Raw genomic sequence first — 17,499 nt, 5'->3', positions numbered from 1 at the left:
GGCACGCCGTCCACGACCAGGGCCTCCACCGCAGGGGCGTCCACGCCCACGCCGGCGTCACCGCTCATGCCGGCGTCCCCGCGCCGAGCGCCCCGGCCAGGAAGGCGAACGCCTCGTCCTGCATCGGTGCGTCGAAGACGTGCGGGCGGTCCCACCACGCGCCGGTGTAGCGGCCGGTCCCGGCCCATGCGGCGGCGAGGCGCTCGTCGGCGGCGCGCTGCCCATCGAGCGGGAACAGCGCGTCCTGCCGCCCGTACTGCACCAGCAGGGAGCGGCCCGGGAGCGGCGGCAGCAGGTCCGGCCACTCGGAGAGGCCCCACAGCCCCGGGCTCATGAGCAGCCAGGAGTGGGTGTCGAGGTAGCGCGGCACCAGCGACGCGAAGGTCGCCATCATCCCGGTGACCACGTGCGCGCGGACGCGCTCGTCGAGGGCCGCGAGCAGCACCGAGCGGCCGCCGCCGCCGGAGAACCCGAACGCCCCCAGGCGCCCGGCGTCGACGCCCGGCAGCGCGGCCAGGACGTCCAGGGCGACGAGGTCGTCGCGCGCGACCATCCCGGCGAGGCTCGTGCCCAACACCCCTGCGGCCTTCGCGACGGTGTCCTCGTGCAGCCCGGACACCGCGTCGTAGCGCTGGTCGTCGTCGGGGTCGTGGCCCTCCGCCGCCCACCGCGCCTCGAGCGCCGCGACCCCGCCGGCGAGCCGCGCGCTGCGCTCGGTGAGCGGGAACCGGCGGCTGCCCCAGCAGAACGCGTCGGGCGCGAGGACGGCGCACCCCGCCCGCGCCAGCGCGTGCGCCGGCCCGCGCCCGCCGTAGAGGTCTCGCTGCAGCCTGACCGCGCCGGCCGGGGCGTCGTCCCCGAGCTCGACGAGCTGCGCGCCGCCCACGGACTTCACGCCGCCGTGGCAGTGCAACGCGAGGACACCCGGGCGGGCGGCGTCGTCGTCGGGACGCACGAGCCAGCCGTGGGTGCGCGGGCCGACGCCGGTGGACCACACCAGCTCCGCCAGGCGCAGGCCGTCCGGCGTGGTGCGTGTCGCCAGGACCTCGACCGCGGGCGGCCCGGCCGGCAGGGCGCGGACGCCGAGGACCGCCGCGAGCGCGTCCTGCCGGGCGTCGCCGGTCGTGCGGGGCGGCGTCGAGCGGGCCCAGCCCGGCCAGTCCTCGTAGCCGGCGAGCGGGTCGGGCGGCAGCGCGACGCTCACCGCGGGGCCGGTCCGGTGCTGCTGCGCACGGTCACGGCCGGCGTGAGCAGGACGTCCTCGTCGGGGTCCTGCCCGGCGAGGAGCGCCGCGAGCCGGGCCCACGCCAGCGCCCCCAGCTCGACGTTCGCCACGGACGCCGTCGTCAGGCTCGGCGTCGTCCACCGGGCCAGCGGGATGTCGTCGAAGCCGGTCACCGACACCTGCTCGGGCACGTCGACGCCGGCCTCCTGCAGCGCGCCGAGCAGGCCCATGGCGACGAGGTCGTTGAAGGCCATGACGGCGGTGGCGCCCGACTCGCGGACGGCGGCCGCGGCGGCGTAGCCGTCCTCGAAGCTCACGCCCCCAGTTCGGACGACGACCTCCACCTCCGGGTGAGCGGTGCGGACGGCGTCGATGCCGTCGAGGCGCAGCCGGTTGTTCGTGCTCGACGCCGGGCCCGCCAGGTAGAGCAGCCGCCGGTGCCCGAGGCCGAGGAGGTGCTCGCCGAGGTCCACCATCCCGGCGCGGTAGTCGGCCGTGGCGGTGGGCACGCCGGTGCCCGGGCGTCGGTGCGTGAGGACCAGCGGCGCGAGCGAGGGGACGAGCGCCGCGAGCTGTTCGTCGGGCATGCGCGGGGCGCACAGGACGAGCGCGTCGGTGTGCCGCCGCGCCTCGCGCGCCAGCTCGACCTCCGCCGTCACGTCCTCGGCGGAGTCGGCGATGAGCACGCGGTGGCGCTGCTGGGCCGCGGCCCGCGTGATGCCCCGCAGCGTCTCCTGGAACGTGGGGTTGGCCATGTCGGGGACGACGACGGAGACGGTCTGGGTGCGGCCGAGGACGAGGCTGCGCGCGATGGGGCTGGCGACGTAGCCCAGCTCCGCCGCCGCGGCGTGCACCCGCTCGACGAGGGCGGCGGCCACCGTCGTGTTGCCGTTCATCACGCGCGAGACCGTGGCGGGCGAGACCCCGGCCGCGGCGGCCACGTCGGTGATCTGCGGCCGGCCGGACGTCCTCGGGCGCATCCCGCTCCCCTCTCGAGGCGGCGCGGGGGCTCCGGCGCCAGGCCTCATCCTGGCTGGGGAAGCGTTTCCTGGCAAACCTCGGTGGAGCGTGTCAGGCGTGCGCGCGGTCCCGGCCCGCCTCGGCGCGCTGGCGCCGGGACCGGCGGACGCGGGTCCAGACGAACTTCCCGACGAAGAACACGATCGCCGCGTAGACGGCGTAGTTGATGTAGTCGCTGTAGTGCCCGACGTCCTGCCACTGGCTGCCCAGCGCGTACCCGGCGACGATGAGCCCGGCGTTCCAGACCGTCGAGCCCAGCGCCGTGAGCAGCGTGAACGCCAGCCACCCCATCCGCTCGAGCCCCGCCGGCAGCGACACGAGGCTGCGCACCACGGGCACGCACCGCCCGACGAGCACCGCCCACACGCCCCAGTGCCGGAACCACGCCTCGGACCGCTCGAGGTCCTCCACGTCGACGAGCGGCATCCGGTCGATCCACCGCCGCAGCCGGGCGACGCCCACCCCGCGGCCGATGCCGTAGAGCAGCCAGGCGCCGGCCAGCGACCCGAGCGTGGCCCCGACGATCGCCCACGCCAGCGACATCTGCCCGGTGCTGGCGACGTACCCCGCGACGGGCAGGACCACCTCGGACGGGATGGGCGGGAAGGCGTTCTCGAGGGCGACGAGCAGCCCGACGCCCACGGGCCCGATCGACTCGATGACCGAGACCACCCACCCGGTGAGCCCGGTGAGCTCCGCCCCGCCGGAGGCGGCGGCCGTGGCGAGCACGCTCATACGATGGGCCCTCCGACCCTGGGATGGACACGGGGATGGACATGAGGATGGACACGGGGATGGATCGTCGTCGCCGCCGATGCTGCCATCGCGTCCTGGCCTCCGCTCCTCGGGCCGCCCTGCGCCCCGGCGGCGCCGGGACCCGGGCGGCGCCGTCGTCGTCCGGAGCGTGGAACGGGTGCGGGCGGACGGAGGTTCCCGTCCGTCCGCACCCGTCGCGTCACACCCAGCTGCGCAGCGTCTCCGCCAGCGGCGTCGTCGGGCGGCCGATGAGCGTCGCGAGGTCCGTCGTCGCGTCGGCGAGGTCGCCGCGGGCGATGCCCTCGTCGAGGGCGACGACGAAGCCGGCGGTGCCCTCGTCGAGCCCGGCGCCCGTCAGCGCCGCGCGGTGCTCGTCGGGCGTCACCGCGCGGTGCACCACCGGCCGCCCGAGGACGTCGGCGGCCGTCGCGGCGAACTCGTCGAACGTCCAGGCGGTGTCGCCCGACAGCTCGTAGACACGGCCCTCGTGACCCTCGCCGACGGCCACCGCCGCGGCGCCGGCGGCGTAGTCGGCGCGCGTGGCGGAGGCGACGCGGCCCTGGCTCGTGCTGGTGACGACCTCACCGGTGTCGCGCGCCTGCGCGAAGGTGCCCTCGTAGTTCTCGGTGTGCCAGTTGTTCCGCACGACGGTCCACACCAGGCCGGAGGCGCGGACGAGCTCCTCGGTGGCCTTGTGCTCGGGCGCCAGGACGAGCGCGGTGGTGTCGGCGTGCGGCGCGCTCGTGTAGACGACCCGGCGGACGCCGGCGTCGCGGGCGGCTTCGAGGGCGTTGCGGTGCTGGTCCACGCGCTGCCCGACCTCGCTGCCGGAGACGAGGACGAGCACGTCGGCGCCGGAGAAGGCGTCCTTGAGCGCGGCACCGTCGGCGTAGTCGGCGACGACCGTGCGCACGCCCTGGGCCGCCAGGTCGGCGAGGGCGTCGGCGCGACGGCCGGTCGCGGTGATCTCCCCGGCCGGGACCCCGCGGGCCAGCAGCTCCGCGACGACCAGGCGGCCCAGGTGGCCGGTGGCCCCGGTGACGACGTACGACATGCGTCCTCCTCGTGCTCGGCGGCGGGCACGTCGCCCGCCGCGGACACCTGCGCCAACGGCGACCACCGGGCTACCCTTCCCGGGCAGCGGTACCCACTTCTGGGTCGGGTACCTACCCGGAGGTGAGCATGCAGGTCAGCGCGGCGGGGATCGACCTACCGGAGTAAAGACCGCCGCGCCAGTCGCCGCCTACGATCCCTTCGGTCAAATCATCCACCCCACCAACTACGGGATCGTCACCAACATTGCCAACGACGCCGGGCCCGACACCACGCCGGGCACCGGCGACAACTCCTGGGTCGGCCAACACCAGAAGGTCACCGATACCACCGGCACCATCTACGCCATCGAAATGGGCGCACGCGTCTATCTCGCAACGCTGGGACGCTTCCTCTCGGTCAACCCCATCGAGGGCGGAGGAGCAAATGCATACTCATATCCGTCAGATCCGATCAACGCGTTCGATTTGGATGGGCGGAGCTGGAAATCCACTCTTAGTGGAGTCGCTACCGCCGCATCGATAGTAGGAGTAGCTGCGTGCATCGTGGCTTCGGCCGGCGCCTGCCTAGCATTGGGACTAGTGGCCGCAGGCATGAGTGCGGCCAGCAGTTACTCGAAGTTCCGCGCTGGTGACATAATCAAGACGCAACTAGGTCGCTCTATAGCGATAGACGCCGTTCTCGGCGCCATACCTGGTGCCCGGACCTTGAAATTAATTGGGCGGCACCGTGAAGCCCTGTCCGCAACCGGGCGCCTGTGGAATCGGGCGTCGCGCTCCACCGCGCGCCACCGCGCAAAATTCTCGTTCAAGCCGATGCTGCGGTACGCCAATCGCTCCTTCGAGGGCAACTGGCAATTGCGTCCAGCACGAACCGCTGGTGCAGTTGGTGCCCAGATCGGCCTCCTCGGACAATCTCTATACGGAGACTAGCCATGAGCCTTTTTGCGATCTTTATCGCCGTCGCCGTCGCATACTTTGTATCTCTTTTAGTAGACATAGCGGCAGGGTCGACAATGCGAGGTGCGGTCATCGTGATGACTCCGTTCGAGGGTGCTGTGAGAGGTTCACTCGAAGGATCACGCGGTGACCGCGTCGTCGTCTCTGACGACCACCGGCCCCAGCGCTACACCACTATCCGGGACTCAACTTCAGCGCGCTCGTGCTGCGTCTGTGCGTCCGACCGACTTGAGTGTCGATGAAGGTCTGATGAAGACCTGCCGCTGCGCCACCTCCGGGCTCAGGCGGGGCGCTGAGCGGCCGAGAATTCCGATGTGATTGCCGCGTTCTCGTCCTGGCGCCGGTCCGTCCTCGGCTTGGGGATCGCCGGTGCTCTGATCGTGCTCGTGGGCTGCTCGGGGCCGATTGCGCGACCGGCGACCGGCGCTGCGCCTTCAGAGACGGCCCAGTCGGGTGAGCTCGGCGCTCACGTTCACGGAGCGGGCTTCAACCCTGCTGACTCAACCCTGTACGTCGCCACTCACGACGGTCTGCTGCGCTACACCGAGGATGGGGCGTCGAGGGTGGGACCGGCGATGGATTTCATGGGGTTCGTCGTCGCCGGGCCGGACCACTTCTACGCCTCCGGCCATCCAGAGCCTAGCCAGGACCTACCGGACCCGGTGGGCCTGCTGGAGTCCACGGATGGTGGACGGACGTGGACACCTCTGGCTCGCACTGGAGCCAGTGACTTCCACGCGCTGGCGGTCACCAGCACGGGCATCCATGGCTACGACGGAGCGGACCTGCTCAGCAGCTTGGACGGCGGAACGACGTGGACGTCGACAAAGCCGCCTGTGCCGGTCTTCGCGATGGCAGGCGCGATCAACGGCCAAGTTCTGCTCGCCACGAGCTCGCAAGGGCTTGCGCGCGCGGCGGATACCGGGCTCAGTTGGCAGCAGGACCCCGACGCCCCGTTGCTCCAGCTGGTGCACTTCACCACTGCGCAGCTTGTCGTGGGAGTTGGGCCGGACGGGGTGATCTATCTCAGCCGCGATGCCGGCAGCAGCTGGGCTGAAGCCGGCGAGGCGGCCCCGGCACCAGAAGCTCTGGCCTCTTGGCTCATGCCGGACGGTCAGGTGCAGGTCGTCGTCGTCGCGGACGGGCGGGTGCTGCTGTCGGCGGACTCGGGGCTGACCTTCACCTCGTAGTCGACGGAGGCGCGCGTGTCGCCTCCCGTTTCTCCTCTAGTTGCGTTCTGGCGCGCTGTTGCATCGACGTTGGCAGGCCTGGCAAGTGACGTGGCGGACCAATGCCTTTCGGCGGAGGCGCTGTGACGCCGAGACCCGAGAGACCACCATCAATGTTCGCGTCGTTTATGAAAGAGGTCAGTTGATGTCGGACCAGCGCATCATGGGAAATCCGAGCAAGGCCAAGATCGGTCAGCGATCGAGTCCTGAGCCGGCCGAGGCGGCCACGCCCGTCAGCAAGGCGAAGGGCAAGGGGCGCCGGCCGCTGGTGCTGGTACTGGTGGCGGTGCTGGTCCTGGGCGCGGGGGCGGCGTACTGGTTCGTGCTGGGCCCTGGCTCTTCTCAGACGGCCGCCACCCAGGTGACCGAGGAGGTCGAGTCAGAAGTCGAGCTGGGGATCGTTCAGGCCGTGGATCCGATCAGCATCAATCTCGCAGACGGTCACTACTTGCGGTTGGGCCTGGGGCTCCAGCTGTCCGCCGAGGTGGCGGAGGACCTCGATCCCGCGAAGGCGTTGGACAGGACCATCGGCCTGTTCTCGATGCGGAGCCTGGCGGAGGCGGGCTCGGCCGAGGGACGCGAGGCGCTCAAGGCCGAGTTGGCCACGCAGCTGAAGGAGGCGTACGAGGGCGAAGTGGTGGACGTGTACTTCACCACCTACGTCACCCAGTAGCGCCCTCCCGCGCGCCGGACCGTGAATGGGCCTCTCCGAAGTGGTCGCACAACCGGGTCCGTCGGCGGGGCGGGCTCGCGCCTACCCGGCCGGTTGCCGTGGCGCCTCGACTGCGGTCTCCACTCCCGCCGACCGGCGGTCGTCCGCGACTCCAGAGACCGTGCGCTCGTCCCAGTTCACCTGGAGGGCTTGGATCGAGCCCCAGTCCGCGCGCGCATCGGAGGGATGCACTCGTACGGGATAGCCGAGGGCCGTCATCTCGGTACGGAGCCGTTCTGATTCCAGCCGCAGGACGCCGTCCGCGAGGATGAATCGGTCGGTGCGCACCGCGTCGTCCAGGCTCACGCGCTGCAACGCCCACAACATGATCACCTGTGCGGTGGTGTTGGGGATCTGGCGACCCCCAGGGGTGCCGATCACGAGCGCCGGACGGCCACGGTCATCGAGCAGCATGGACGGGCTGCTCCAGGTGACCGACCGTCGTCCCGGCAGCGGTGGGTTGTTCGCTCCCTGGGCACCGATGTCCTGGAAACGCTCGAGTTGGTCGTTCAGGAAGAACCCGGCCACGTACTGACCAGAGCCCCAGTAGTTGGTGATCGTGTTCGTCATGGAGACAGCCATGCCGTTGGCATCCACGACCGAGATGTGAGTCGTGTTCGGCGCCCCGTCGTAGGACTGCCCGGTCTCCTGGAACACCGCGGGCGGCAGATCCCGGGCTAGAGCAGCATTGGCAGCAGGATCGGTGAGGGCCTCGGTGGGGACCTGCACGAAGGCGGGGTCGCCGAACTGGCTCTGCACGGAGCGCTCCGCGACCTGCCACGCGCGCGACTGCAGGTCGACGAATTCGGCAGATCCCGCGGGAACCCTCCCGATGCCGGCGGCCTCCGCGATCTGCACCATCTGGATGATGGCCGCCCCTGGAAGGGCAGGGGATGCCGAGATCATCGTGTAGTCGCCGACTCGCCCGCGTGGCGGCTCAGAGGCTTGCACGGTGTAGGCGGCCAGGCTGGACGCATCGACGCCCTCGACCCCCACCACGGTCTGCGCCAGTTCTCCGGTGTAGAAGCTCCGAGGACCTTGCTCTGCCAGAGCGGCCATCGTCGTGGCCAGCTCTTGCTGTACGAGAAGGTCGCCCTCCTGCAGCGGTGCCCCGTCGGCGTTGCGGAACTGCGGGAGGGCACCGGTGACGCGCTGACCCAAGGAGCTGTTGATCGTGCGCGCCAGGTACCTCGAGACCGGCGCGCCCGTGCGTGCCAGATCAATCGCGGGCTGCAGGAGAGCGGCCCACGGCAGCGTGGCGTACTCACGGTGCAGCTCGTCCAGACCGGCGACGAACCCAGGGATGCCGGTCCCGCTCGGCGGCACCACGCCTGCAGCGTTGACCACCTCGCGGTAGTCGTAGCTCCGTGCTTGCCCGTCGGCGACGACCAGTGCGGCCCCGCCACCGCCGATCCCCGATGACGCCGGCTGCATGACCGAATCTGCGAAGGCGGTTGCGATCGCTGCATCGACGGCGTTGCCACCGGCCTCCAGGATCTGCATGCCGGCACGTGTGGCCGAGGGATGGCCGGAGTTGACCCCGAAGGCGCCCAAGGACGTCGACGGCGACGGCGTCGGCGTCGGCGACGGCGACGGCGACGGCGCTGGGGGAGAGCTGGCGGTGCCCGCCGAGGGTGCTCGGGGTGAGCTGGCCGTCGGCGCCGGGTCGTCCGTGCATCCAGTGAGGACCATGGTCAGGCCGACGGCGACGGCTACGGCCTTGCTGGCCCACCGACGCGGGGTCGCCGACCGAACAGGGGAGGGCGAGGTGCTGTTCACGGGTGCTGGTCCTTGATCTGTGCTTCGGGGTGGGGGACAGGAGCAGCCGGGACCCTCGTCCTCGTGGCGCCGGTGAGGAGGGACGCCCGCAGCACCCACTCCAACGGCCCGATGCTCGCTCTCGCGCGCCACAGGACTGCCACGACGAGGCAGCCGGTGACGAGTGCAGCGCTCAGGAGCGCACCGGTGGCGATGGTGATGTCTTCGGACGGACGCAGCATCGCCAGGACCAGCACGTGCAGCACGTAGAGGGTGAGGGCCATCTGCCCTGCCATGACCAGCGGGCGCGCCCAGCGTCCTAGCAGAGGCCACCAGCGCAGCAGCACTGCGACGGTGAACAGCGCACCGCCGATGCTGCCGATGAGCCACAGGGGCATCTGACCGTGGGCCGTACCGGTCAGCAGCCGCCAGTACCCCTGGTCGGCTCGTTCGCCGAGCAGGGCGCGGCTCAGCTGGCTGGCTCCTTGGGCGAGGACCGCCAGCGCACCGCCCCACGCGATCAGGCGACGGACCGTCGTGGCTCGGGTGTGGTCGAGGTGCCCGGCCCACATGCCGACCAGGAACGGCACGGCCCAGGTCACCAGCGGGTAGCGGCCGGACAGCACGAGCGCGTGCGCGATCTCCGGCCACGGGTCACCCAGCCGGGCCGGGGGGCCCAGATGCTGCCCGACGTCGTCGAGGCCGTGACTGATGAACAGGACCGGGCCGACGACGGCGAGCGCGGCAGCGGCGCCCAGCAAGACCGGCGGGGGCAGGAACTGCAGCACCAGCACGGAGATGAACAGGACCCCGTACACGGGCAGGATCACCCCGACGTCCTCGGTGGTGCGTTGCAGCAGCAACCCTCCGGTCAGCAGGACGGCTGCGCGCCAGATCAATGCTCGCCAGCGGCTCTTGGGGGTGCGGCGCGCGCGCACGAAGAACGCCATGCCGATCCCGGCGATGACGACGAAGAGCACGGAAGCCCGTCCGTAGGGCAGCAGGTACAACCGTTGCCAGAGGCCCTCCACGGACAAGGGCCCGACGTTGACGACGACCATCCCGACGAGGGCCAGACCTCGCGCGGCATCGATGGCGAGCAGTCGTCCGGGGGAGGCCGGTGCCGGCGCGGCTTCAGCAGCCTCTGACGTCGGGGATGAGCGCGGTGATCCCGGCGCCTCCACCGTCGGCGACTGGTCGTCGCGGGGTGTGTGGTCCCGCGGTCGCGACGGACGCATCAGGGACCTCCTCTGACAGGAACGGAGGAAGGAGGGCAAGCAATCGCCGACACGCCGCCCGTCACTCGCTGACGTCTCCGCTGCACGCGGCTCCCAGCTCGGGGCTTTGCGGACCCTGCAGGTAGCGCGTCAGGAAGGGCTCCACGCGAGGATCCGCACTCGAGGGCAGCTGGAGCTGTACTCCCCATGCGGAGAGCACCACCGGCGCCGCCAGGTCTGGGATCGGTGAGAGCAGTACGTAGGGGTGCGCGTCGGCGACGTCCGCCAGGTCCTCGACCTGCCCTTCTGGTAGCGAGGGGTTGTAGGCAATCCATACCGCGCCGTGCTCCAAGGAGTGCACGGCGTTCTCCGTGCGGACCGGCGTGTCGTAGATCCCGCAGGGCTGCCAGGCCGGGTCGTGGTCGCCCCCAGTGGGGGGGAGGGTGCCGGCTGGGGGGGTCGCGGCGCTCTCGAGGTCGTAGTCCACCGAAGCAGAGGTGTGCGCGGTGTCCGCGATCTTCATCACCTGCTCGCCTGCGATCGGCGATCCGGCGGCCGCCTCCACGGCGGCCTTCTGGCGGAGCGCGATCACCAGGACGACGGCGGTGGGCACGAGCAGCCCGACGATGCCCAACGCCAGGATCTGCACCAGGACCCGGCCGCGGCGCTGCTGTTCGCGGCGCTGCTGCGCCTGCGCCTCGGCCAGGCGGGCAGCTCGCAGCGCCGCTCGTTGGAGTCTCTTGCTCTGTGACGCGCTCACGCCGCCCCTTCCGCTCCCAACCGTGCGCCTGAGGGGGCGCGGGGCACACCAGCCTTCCGGTGCTGAGCAGGACCACCCGCCCCTGACGGTCCTCCTGGGCGCGTCTTCATGGAAATTTCATGGCCAGAGGGACTTCTGAGCGACGTTCCTTCCCAGCCGCCGTGTTGGTATGGGCGGGCGCCACACCGGCGCTCACCGCCAGCGGAGTGTCCTGTCGGGCGCGGCACGACAGGCGTGGGGTGCGCAGGGAGCGGTGTCGACGGCTCTGTGGGTGCTCATGGACATGCATGGCCCGGACACGAACCACCGCCCACCGCACCGCCCGGCACGCCAAGCGGCGCCACAGGACCCGCCGCGCAACTGAGTGCACGAAGGAGACGACATGCAGACCCGAATGCGCCGGGCGATGGCCGGTACCACCGCTGCCGCCCTGGCCCTGACGCTGGCAGCCTGTTCCAGCTCGGAGCAGGGCAGCGGGAGCACGACGGCCGCCTCAGCTCCCGCCAGCAGCCAGTCGGCGGTGGCCGACGTGCACAACGAGGCCGACACCGGCTTCGCGCAGATGATGATCGAGCACCACAACGGCGCGCTGGAGATGGCGAACCTGGCCGTGGAGAAGGGCAGCACCAGCGAGATCCAGGAGCTGGGGCAGCGGATCGCCGACGCCCAGGGCCCCGAGATCGACCTCATGACCGGCTGGCTGGAGGCCTGGGGCGAGGAGACCTCCGCCGACATGTCGATGGAGGGCATGGACCACAGCGGCATGGAGATGGACGGCATGAGCATGGACGAGGCGATGACGGAGCTGGAGTCGCTGTCCGGCGCTGAGTTCGACCGTCGCTTCCTTCAGCTCATGATCGCGCACCACACGGGCGCGATCGACATGGCGCAGCAGGAGATCGAGGACGGTAGCGACCCCGAGGCCATCCAGCTCGCTCAGGACATCGTCGAGGCGCAGACCGCCGAGATCGACGAGATGCAGCAGATGCTGGATGCAATGGCCTGAGCCTCTCAGGCTGTCGCCCTCGGGCGGTGTTCTCGAGCCCTGGCCGGCTCGGGAACACCGCCCTTTTCTCATCGTGCTCGCGGGCCTCACCGGCTCGGGCTGTCACATTCCCAGCAGCGGTCGGGGGTTGACGGTCGTGCCGTCGCGGTAGACCTCGAAGTGCAGGTGGCAGGCGCCCGACAGCCCCGTGTTGCCGGAGTAGCCGACGAGCTGACCCTTGCGCACCTGCTGCCCACCACCTACGACCCAGCTGGTCAGATGGTTGTAGCTGGTGGCTAGCAGCCTTCCTTCCACCAGGCCGTGGTCGAGCATCACCTGGTTCCCGAAGCCGTTGCGCCATTGCGCCCAGCGCACCAGACCGTCCCGAGCCGCGTAGATCGGGGTGCCGCAGTACGCGCGCAGATCGATACCAGCATGCAGCCGCATGATCTTCAGGATCGGGTGCAGCCGGTTGCCGTACTCACTGGTGACGTACATGGGCGTCGTAGCCGTCGGATTGCCGAACATCGCGCCAGCACCGGCCCCCGCGAGCGGAGCTGCGGGCGCATCGGCCGGCGGAGCTGCTGGCGCGGGTGCCGGCATGGGTGCCGGCACTGCCTGTGGGGGTCCGGCCGCCGCCGCGGCGGCCTCTGCTGCCGCGGCGGCGGCAGCGGCGTTGCGCTGCTGCTCGGCGATCGCGTCGAGCTCGCGTGCGATGGCATCCCGCTCGGCCTGGATCTGCGCTTCCTCCGACTCTGCCTGCGTCACCTTCGAGGCCATCACAGCCTCCTGCTCAGTCTGCGAGGCAAGCAGCTCGTCCAGCCGGTCGCGTTGCAGCACTGCCTCCTGACGGGCTGCAGCTGCCTCTCGGGCGCGTTGGTCAGCCTCGGCCTTCAGCTGGGCGACCCGCTCCTGCACGCTCTCAAGCCGGAGCCGGGCGGATCGCCCCGCGCTCGCCTGCTCCTGCAGGCGGGCGAAGACCCGGGACTGGGCGCGTTGCGCCGCAGACAGCAGGGCCGTGTCACGCGCCTGGTCGCTCAGTCGCGCGGGTTGCATCACGGCCGCGAGCTCGCTGGCCGTGGCCTCCCCGCGGTAGGCCCGTCGAGCCAGCTCGGCCAAGGAGGTGCGCGCCTGTTCGGCCGCTTCCTGTCCGACGCGGACCTTCTCGCTGATGACGGCCTGCTCGTCGCGGGCATCCTGCAACTGTCGCCCGACCATGTCGGCTTCCCGCACCGCTAGGTCCTCGGCCTGGCGAGCCCGCTGCAGGGCAGCTTCAGCGGCGGGTACCTGCGCGCGCGTGTTCTCCAGCTCGAGCACGACCCGAGCCAGGTCGGCGCTGAGGTCCTCGATCGACTCGCGCACCTGGGCCTGCCGCTGCTCGGCCGCCTTGTCCTGCTGGCGCAGACCGTTGGGGTCCTCGCCCACGGCCTGCACAGGTAGGACGGGAACGAGCACACCTGCGGCAAGCACGACCGCGATCAGCGCTGGCCGCAGACGTCGAGACCGAACGGCGAGGATGAGAGGAGCGGCAGGATCGCGCATGATCAGCGGGCAAGCCCTTCCGCCGGGGCACCGTGCAGGGCGCCGGCACCTTCGACGCGCGCGCCGGTGGACGACGTGCACCCTCGCAGCGGGCGGCCCTGTCGGCGCTTGGGACCGCCTGTCAGCACACCGACCACCAGCAGAGCGACAGCTGCACCGACGGCGGTGCGACCGGGTAGCGCCCCAAGGCGGTCCGCCAGGGTGAGACCTGTGCGCAGGGGGACCTGCATGACGGTGCGATCGCTGGTGAACAGCCCGCTGCTCCACAGCAGGCCGCCCTCAGGGGAGATCACCGCGCTGCGCCCCACGGTGGAGACCTGCACGAGGGCACGTCCGTGCTGAGCGGCTTGGAAGCGTCCCATGGCCAGCTGCTGCGAGGCTTCCTGGGTGTACCCGAACGAGGCGTTGTTGGTGGGGATGACGATCAGTTCTCCGCCGTCGCGCACCGCACCTCGCAGCGGCTCGTCGAAGGCGACCTCGAAGCAGATGCCCACGGCCAGCGGCACCGCTCGTGCGAGGCGGGGCACGGGCACCTCGAACGTGGCGCGGCTTTCGCCGGGCAGCATGTCCACGGTGACCTGGTCTACTGCGGCTGTCAGCCGCCGGATCCACGCGCGGGCCGGGATGTACTCCCCGAACGGCACGGGGCGCTGCTTGGCATAGACCTGTGGCGAAGCCCCTTCCTGGGCGGACCACAGCACGTACTCGTTGTAACGGCCGTCTGGGACGTAACGCTGGGTGCCCACTGCGATCGGCGCCTGGACGGCCAGAGCCGCTGCTTGCACGCGCCGTGCCGCCGCAGCATCGCGGCGAGGGTCGATGTCCGTGGAGCTCTCGGGCCAGAGGACGAGGTCCAGCTCGGCCGCCGAGCTCTCCTCGGCGAGGGCTCGTGTTCCTTGCACGTGGTTCTCGAGCACCTGGCGGGCACGTCGCTCCCCGCTCAGCTCAGGGCCCGGGACGTTGCCCTGCACGACGCCGACCAGCATGGTGCCGGCGTCGACGAGCGTGGGGTGCGGCGTGAGCGCGGCAGCGGCGGACAGGGCGAGGACCGCGACCAGGCTGCCGGTGGCGGCAGGCAAAGCACGGTGGCGTAACGACCAGCCGCACAGGTAGAGGTAGCCCCCCAGCACGACGACCATTGCGCTCACCAGTGCCGAGCCGCCCCACGGGGCGAGCCGTAGCAGAGGGCTCTCGCTCTGCGAGTAGGCCAGGAGAGCCCAGGGAAAGCCGCCCAGCGGCCACTGTGCGCGCAGCTGTTCGACAGCCACCCACAGCACCGCTGCAACCCAGGGCTGTGCGCCCGGGTGCGTCAGCACGGGGCGAAGTCGCGCCACCACGACCCAGGACACGGCGAACACCGCCCACGAGGACGCCTGCGCGAGGGCGAGCACGATCCAGCCCAGGACCGAGCCCGAGGCCACGACTGCCCACCACAGATGCGGCAGGAAGAACACCGACCCCGCCAGGAGTGCGGTCGATGCTGCCCACGTCGGTCGGCAGCCGTGCACCGCAGCCAGCAGCAGAGCCACGCCGATGCTGGCCAGCGGCCACCACGACCGTCCTGGGAAGGCGGCGCCGATCGCCAGGCCTGCCGCGCCCGCCACCGTTGCCCGGAACAGCACGGCGCGTGCACCAGCTCGCGGCGCATGCTGCCGTGGTCCTCGTCGCGCGCCCCCGCGGCGCTGCAGCAGGGCGACGAGGGTCAGCCGTGGGGCCGCTGCCCGCGGGGCGTCTTCGAGGTCGGTCGCCGTGGTCATCCTGGCCGGCGCTCGAAGACGTAGACGGCCGGGTCGAGCTCGGGCGGAAGCACCAGACGGCTCAGCGTCGGTTCCTCACGCATCTCGAACGCATGCTGCGCCAGGTAGCCCGCGAAGTCTCCGGACCCGAACCGATGACGGGTCCCGATGACGATGTACGTCTGCACGCTCTCGGTCCCGAACACGTAGCGTTCGAAGCCGTTGTCCGCCGGCGGCCAGGAGCACAGGACCACGGCGGGGCGGTAGCGGGCGAGGGCCGCCTGCGCATCGAGGCGTTCGACGTCCTCGGGGAAGTCGATGGTGCGTGACCAGCTGTGGTCGTCCGTGGCGTGCACCGGCACTCCAGCAGCCCGCAAGAACCGGGACAAGGTCCCGTCGCCCGCGGCGATCTCGACACATGTGCGCCCATCGATCAACCGGACCAGGCGACGGATCAGTGCGCTGCTGTAGAAGCAGTAGATCCCCTGAGGGGTCACCAGCGGCATCAGGTACCGCCGCTGAGGCAGCAGCGGCCACACGAGCCGGAACCACGGCAACGACACCGGCTTGCGTTCCAGTCCACGCCGGAACAGCAACCGCTGGGCCACCCACCCGTTCACGAGGTTGAACCGGACCGTGCCCTGGCTCACCCCCGTGGCCCTCGACAGGGACATCTGCCGCAGGGCGGCTGCCAGCATCCGTCGCCGCACCTCCGCCGAGACCTCCGCAGAAGCGTCGCTTCGTCCCGGGCCACGGGTGCCTGCAGCGGCCCGGGCGACGCTCTGGACGTAGGCGGCGATGGCCTCGTCGTCCTCCCGAGACACCAACTCCCGCAGCTTGGCGCGGACGCTCGCCCACTCCGCGGGAAAGCGTTCCTGCAGCTCCTCCAGGTCGGGATCGGACTCCAACCACGCCTTCACCTGCTGAGGTCCGCGGGGCACTTCAAGGCGGCGTGCGCGCAGCCGAGCAGGGCCGTCATGCCCGGGCCGGGGCTTGGCGCTCACGAGTCCACCTGCTCTCAACGGGCACCGCGAAAGCCGTCGTGCCGGTGCGGTACCTCAGCATCGGCGGCCGCGAGCGGATCGAGGAGTTGACGCACCCTTCTTGATCCAACCTTCATCGTCCTGGCGTGGTGGGCGCCTCGAAGCGCTCAGCAGAGGACGGGAGCCGCATCCGCCTCGCGCGCGTCGCCAGGAGCGCTCCTAGGACACATCCGCGCTGCCAGCAGCTCGACCGGGACCGGGGGCGGCGCGTCAGTCGATGTCCGACGCAACTGTGCGCGGTCGGCTGGCCGGGCGCCGGTCGCGATAGCGATAGGAGCCAGGGCCTGCGGTCAGGCCTTGAAGACCCAGTGCCACGGCTCGCGGGGGGTGTCCTCCACAAAGCCGAAGCGGTCGGCGTTCGCACGCATCCAGGTCTGCGCACGTGCGTCGAGGTCCAGGTCGACCGCCACAGCCCAACCGTGCGGGCTCGTTCCCGGTGCGGCCGCCAAGCCGCCCTGGGAGTACAAGCCCTTGCGCTTGACCAGGTCGACCTGCGCTGCGTAGGAGCGGTAGGAATCGGTGATGCCGATGCTGACACCATCTCGAGCGGCAGCCGCCAGGAGCTTCTCGAGGGCCTCACCTGCCGGCGCCCACAACCGGTGCCCGGTGTCCCCGACCTCCTGCAGCGCGCTGGTCGGGACGTTGCCGTTCCCGAACTTCGCCAGATCCGCCGGGACCCCTTGGGCGTTCCGTAAGGACGAGGTGGACGACGACGATCGGACGGCCTGGTCCAGGGCGTCAGCGAAACCTGTCCCCGTGGCGACCGCACCCGCGCTGCCGGCGGAGCCGGACGGCGACGACGAGGCCACCCCACCGACGGAGGCCGAGGCATAGCCGAGCGGACCGCCGATCAGGGCCTGGATCTCCGCCATCCGCTGCCCGATGCGCGAGATGCTGTCCATCGCTCTTCGTCCTCCCCAGATCCGCGCGGCGAACCAGCCGCCACGACCGCGAGACGCGGGACGCGCGGTCCGAGGACAACTTGCTCCTGGTACCACCCTCGAGCGGGCTCGACGCCCTATGCCTATCGACAGCACTCCTGTACCGCTTGAATATCCCTGCCGCCGAGGCGTTCGGCGCCCGCATCAGGGCGTCCTCATCGCCCCTTCGACAGGAACATCCGTGCCAGCGGTACCAGACCGAACACCACCGGCACGGCAAGCCCTGCCACGCGCCGACCCGCTCGCACTGATCACGCCGTGGCGTCCACCACCTCGTAGCCGGCCTCACCCACAGCGGTCCTCACCACTGACTCCGGTACGGGTGCCTCGCTGACGACGGTGACCTGAGAGATCCCGCCCTTGATCAGATCCACGTCCACTGCGCTGACACCACCGATCTTGCCCACTTCCTCGGTCACAGAAGCTACGCAGTGGCCGCAGGTCATCCCGGTGACGGCATACGTCGCGGTGCTCATCGCTGCTCCTCTGGCATCAAGGGGACGCCGATGCGTCCTTCTTCGTCGTCATCCCTATACCCCCAGGGGGTATTGGCGCGACCCGTA

At 70.9% G+C, this 17,499-nt stretch carries 17 protein-coding genes; 5 read left to right on the top strand and 12 right to left on the bottom strand.

The window, feature by feature from the left end; translation table 11 throughout:
* Positions 1–64: 64 nt before the first annotated feature.
* The 4 genes from BM048_RS10865 to BM048_RS10850 form a co-directional block, all read right to left on the bottom strand.
* Positions 65–1,204 carry a dienelactone hydrolase family protein gene (locus tag BM048_RS10865; protein ID WP_090033071.1) on the bottom strand — a complete coding sequence of 380 codons (1,140 nt, stop codon included), beginning with the start codon at positions 1,202–1,204 and terminating at the stop codon, positions 65–67.
* Entirely contained in the window at positions 1,201–2,205 is a 1,005-nt protein-coding gene (locus BM048_RS10860) for a LacI family DNA-binding transcriptional regulator (RefSeq protein ID WP_090033069.1), read from the bottom strand. Before BM048_RS10860 ends, BM048_RS10865 begins: the two co-directional genes overlap by 4 nt.
* Before the next feature lie 91 nt (positions 2,206–2,296).
* Entirely contained in the window at positions 2,297–2,980 is a 684-nt protein-coding gene (locus BM048_RS10855) for a DedA family protein (RefSeq protein WP_090033067.1), read from the bottom strand.
* A gap of 220 nt (positions 2,981–3,200) precedes the next feature.
* Positions 3,201–4,055, bottom strand: coding sequence for an SDR family oxidoreductase (locus tag BM048_RS10850; RefSeq protein ID WP_090033066.1), 855 nt, complete (start codon positions 4,053–4,055; stop codon positions 3,201–3,203).
* On the opposite strand from BM048_RS10850, the gene BM048_RS10845 reads away from it, so the two are divergent.
* The 3 genes from BM048_RS10845 (at position 4,039) to BM048_RS10835 (ending at position 6,915) form a co-directional block, all read left to right on the top strand.
* On the top strand, positions 4,039–4,986 hold the full coding sequence (locus tag BM048_RS10845) for an RHS repeat-associated core domain-containing protein (RefSeq protein WP_139224425.1): 948 nt from the start codon (positions 4,039–4,041) through the stop codon (positions 4,984–4,986). The genes BM048_RS10850 and BM048_RS10845 overlap by 17 nt on opposite strands.
* Positions 4,987–5,327: 341 nt before the next feature.
* A complete protein-coding gene (locus BM048_RS10840; RefSeq protein ID WP_239078668.1) occupies positions 5,328–6,203 on the top strand; it encodes a F510_1955 family glycosylhydrolase in 876 nt (291 codons plus the stop codon).
* A gap of 184 nt (positions 6,204–6,387) precedes the next feature.
* Entirely contained in the window at positions 6,388–6,915 is a 528-nt protein-coding gene (locus tag BM048_RS10835) for a flagellar basal body-associated FliL family protein (RefSeq protein WP_239078667.1), read from the top strand.
* 81 nt (positions 6,916–6,996) lie between these two features.
* On the opposite strand, the gene BM048_RS10830 is transcribed toward BM048_RS10835, so the two are convergent.
* Positions 6,997–8,457, bottom strand: coding sequence for a gamma-glutamyltransferase (locus BM048_RS10830; RefSeq protein ID WP_139224424.1), 1,461 nt, complete (start codon positions 8,455–8,457; stop codon positions 6,997–6,999).
* Between BM048_RS10830 and BM048_RS18215 the strand changes: the two genes are divergently transcribed.
* Positions 8,456–8,749 (top strand): hypothetical protein, encoded by a 294-nt coding sequence (locus tag BM048_RS18215; RefSeq protein WP_175499502.1) that lies wholly within the window; start codon positions 8,456–8,458, stop codon positions 8,747–8,749. The genes BM048_RS10830 and BM048_RS18215 overlap by 2 nt on opposite strands.
* Here the strand turns inward: BM048_RS18215 and BM048_RS10825 are convergent.
* Both BM048_RS10825 and BM048_RS10820 read right to left on the bottom strand, forming a co-directional pair.
* A complete protein-coding gene (locus BM048_RS10825; protein WP_090033063.1) occupies positions 8,730–9,950 on the bottom strand; it encodes a DUF418 domain-containing protein in 1,221 nt (406 codons plus the stop codon). The two genes, BM048_RS18215 and BM048_RS10825, sit on opposite strands and share 20 nt — an antisense overlap.
* 61 nt (positions 9,951–10,011) lie before the next feature.
* Positions 10,012–10,689 carry a thioredoxin-like domain-containing protein gene (locus BM048_RS10820; RefSeq protein WP_090033061.1) on the bottom strand — a complete coding sequence of 226 codons (678 nt, stop codon included), beginning with the start codon at positions 10,687–10,689 and terminating at the stop codon, positions 10,012–10,014.
* 382 nt (positions 10,690–11,071) lie between these two features.
* Here BM048_RS10820 and BM048_RS10815 point away from each other — a divergent pair, with 382 nt between their 5' ends.
* Positions 11,072–11,695, top strand: a complete 624-nt coding sequence (locus BM048_RS10815; protein ID WP_090033215.1) for a DUF305 domain-containing protein — start codon at positions 11,072–11,074, stop codon at positions 11,693–11,695.
* A 102-nt stretch (positions 11,696–11,797) separates the two neighbouring features.
* Here BM048_RS10815 and BM048_RS10810 read toward each other — a convergent pair whose 3' ends face one another.
* The 5 genes from BM048_RS10810 to BM048_RS10790 all read right to left on the bottom strand — a co-directional run bounded on the left by BM048_RS10810 (position 11,798) and on the right by BM048_RS10790 (position 17,412).
* Positions 11,798–13,099 (bottom strand): M23 family metallopeptidase, encoded by a 1,302-nt coding sequence (locus BM048_RS10810; protein ID WP_175499500.1) that lies wholly within the window; start codon positions 13,097–13,099, stop codon positions 11,798–11,800.
* A gap of 119 nt (positions 13,100–13,218) precedes the next feature.
* Complete coding sequence (gene lnt / locus BM048_RS10805; protein WP_090033057.1) at positions 13,219–14,973, bottom strand: apolipoprotein N-acyltransferase; 1,755 nt, start codon at positions 14,971–14,973, stop codon at positions 13,219–13,221.
* Positions 14,970–15,956: a hypothetical protein gene (locus tag BM048_RS10800; protein WP_139224423.1), complete on the bottom strand. Its 987-nt coding sequence runs from the start codon at positions 15,954–15,956 to the stop codon at positions 14,970–14,972. Before BM048_RS10800 ends, lnt begins: the two co-directional genes overlap by 4 nt.
* A gap of 329 nt (positions 15,957–16,285) precedes the next feature.
* Positions 16,286–16,897 (bottom strand): M15 family metallopeptidase, encoded by a 612-nt coding sequence (locus tag BM048_RS10795; protein WP_090033055.1) that lies wholly within the window; start codon positions 16,895–16,897, stop codon positions 16,286–16,288.
* A 290-nt stretch (positions 16,898–17,187) separates the two neighbouring features.
* Positions 17,188–17,412, bottom strand: a complete 225-nt coding sequence (locus tag BM048_RS10790; protein ID WP_090033053.1) for a heavy-metal-associated domain-containing protein — start codon at positions 17,410–17,412, stop codon at positions 17,188–17,190.
* Between the last annotated feature and the right edge of the window lie 87 nt (positions 17,413–17,499).

The organism is Cellulomonas marina (assembly GCF_900111925.1).
GTDB classification, from domain to species: Bacteria; Actinomycetota; Actinomycetes; order Actinomycetales; family Cellulomonadaceae; genus Cellulomonas; species Cellulomonas marina.
This window is presented reverse-complemented; position numbering and strand designations above follow the sequence as displayed.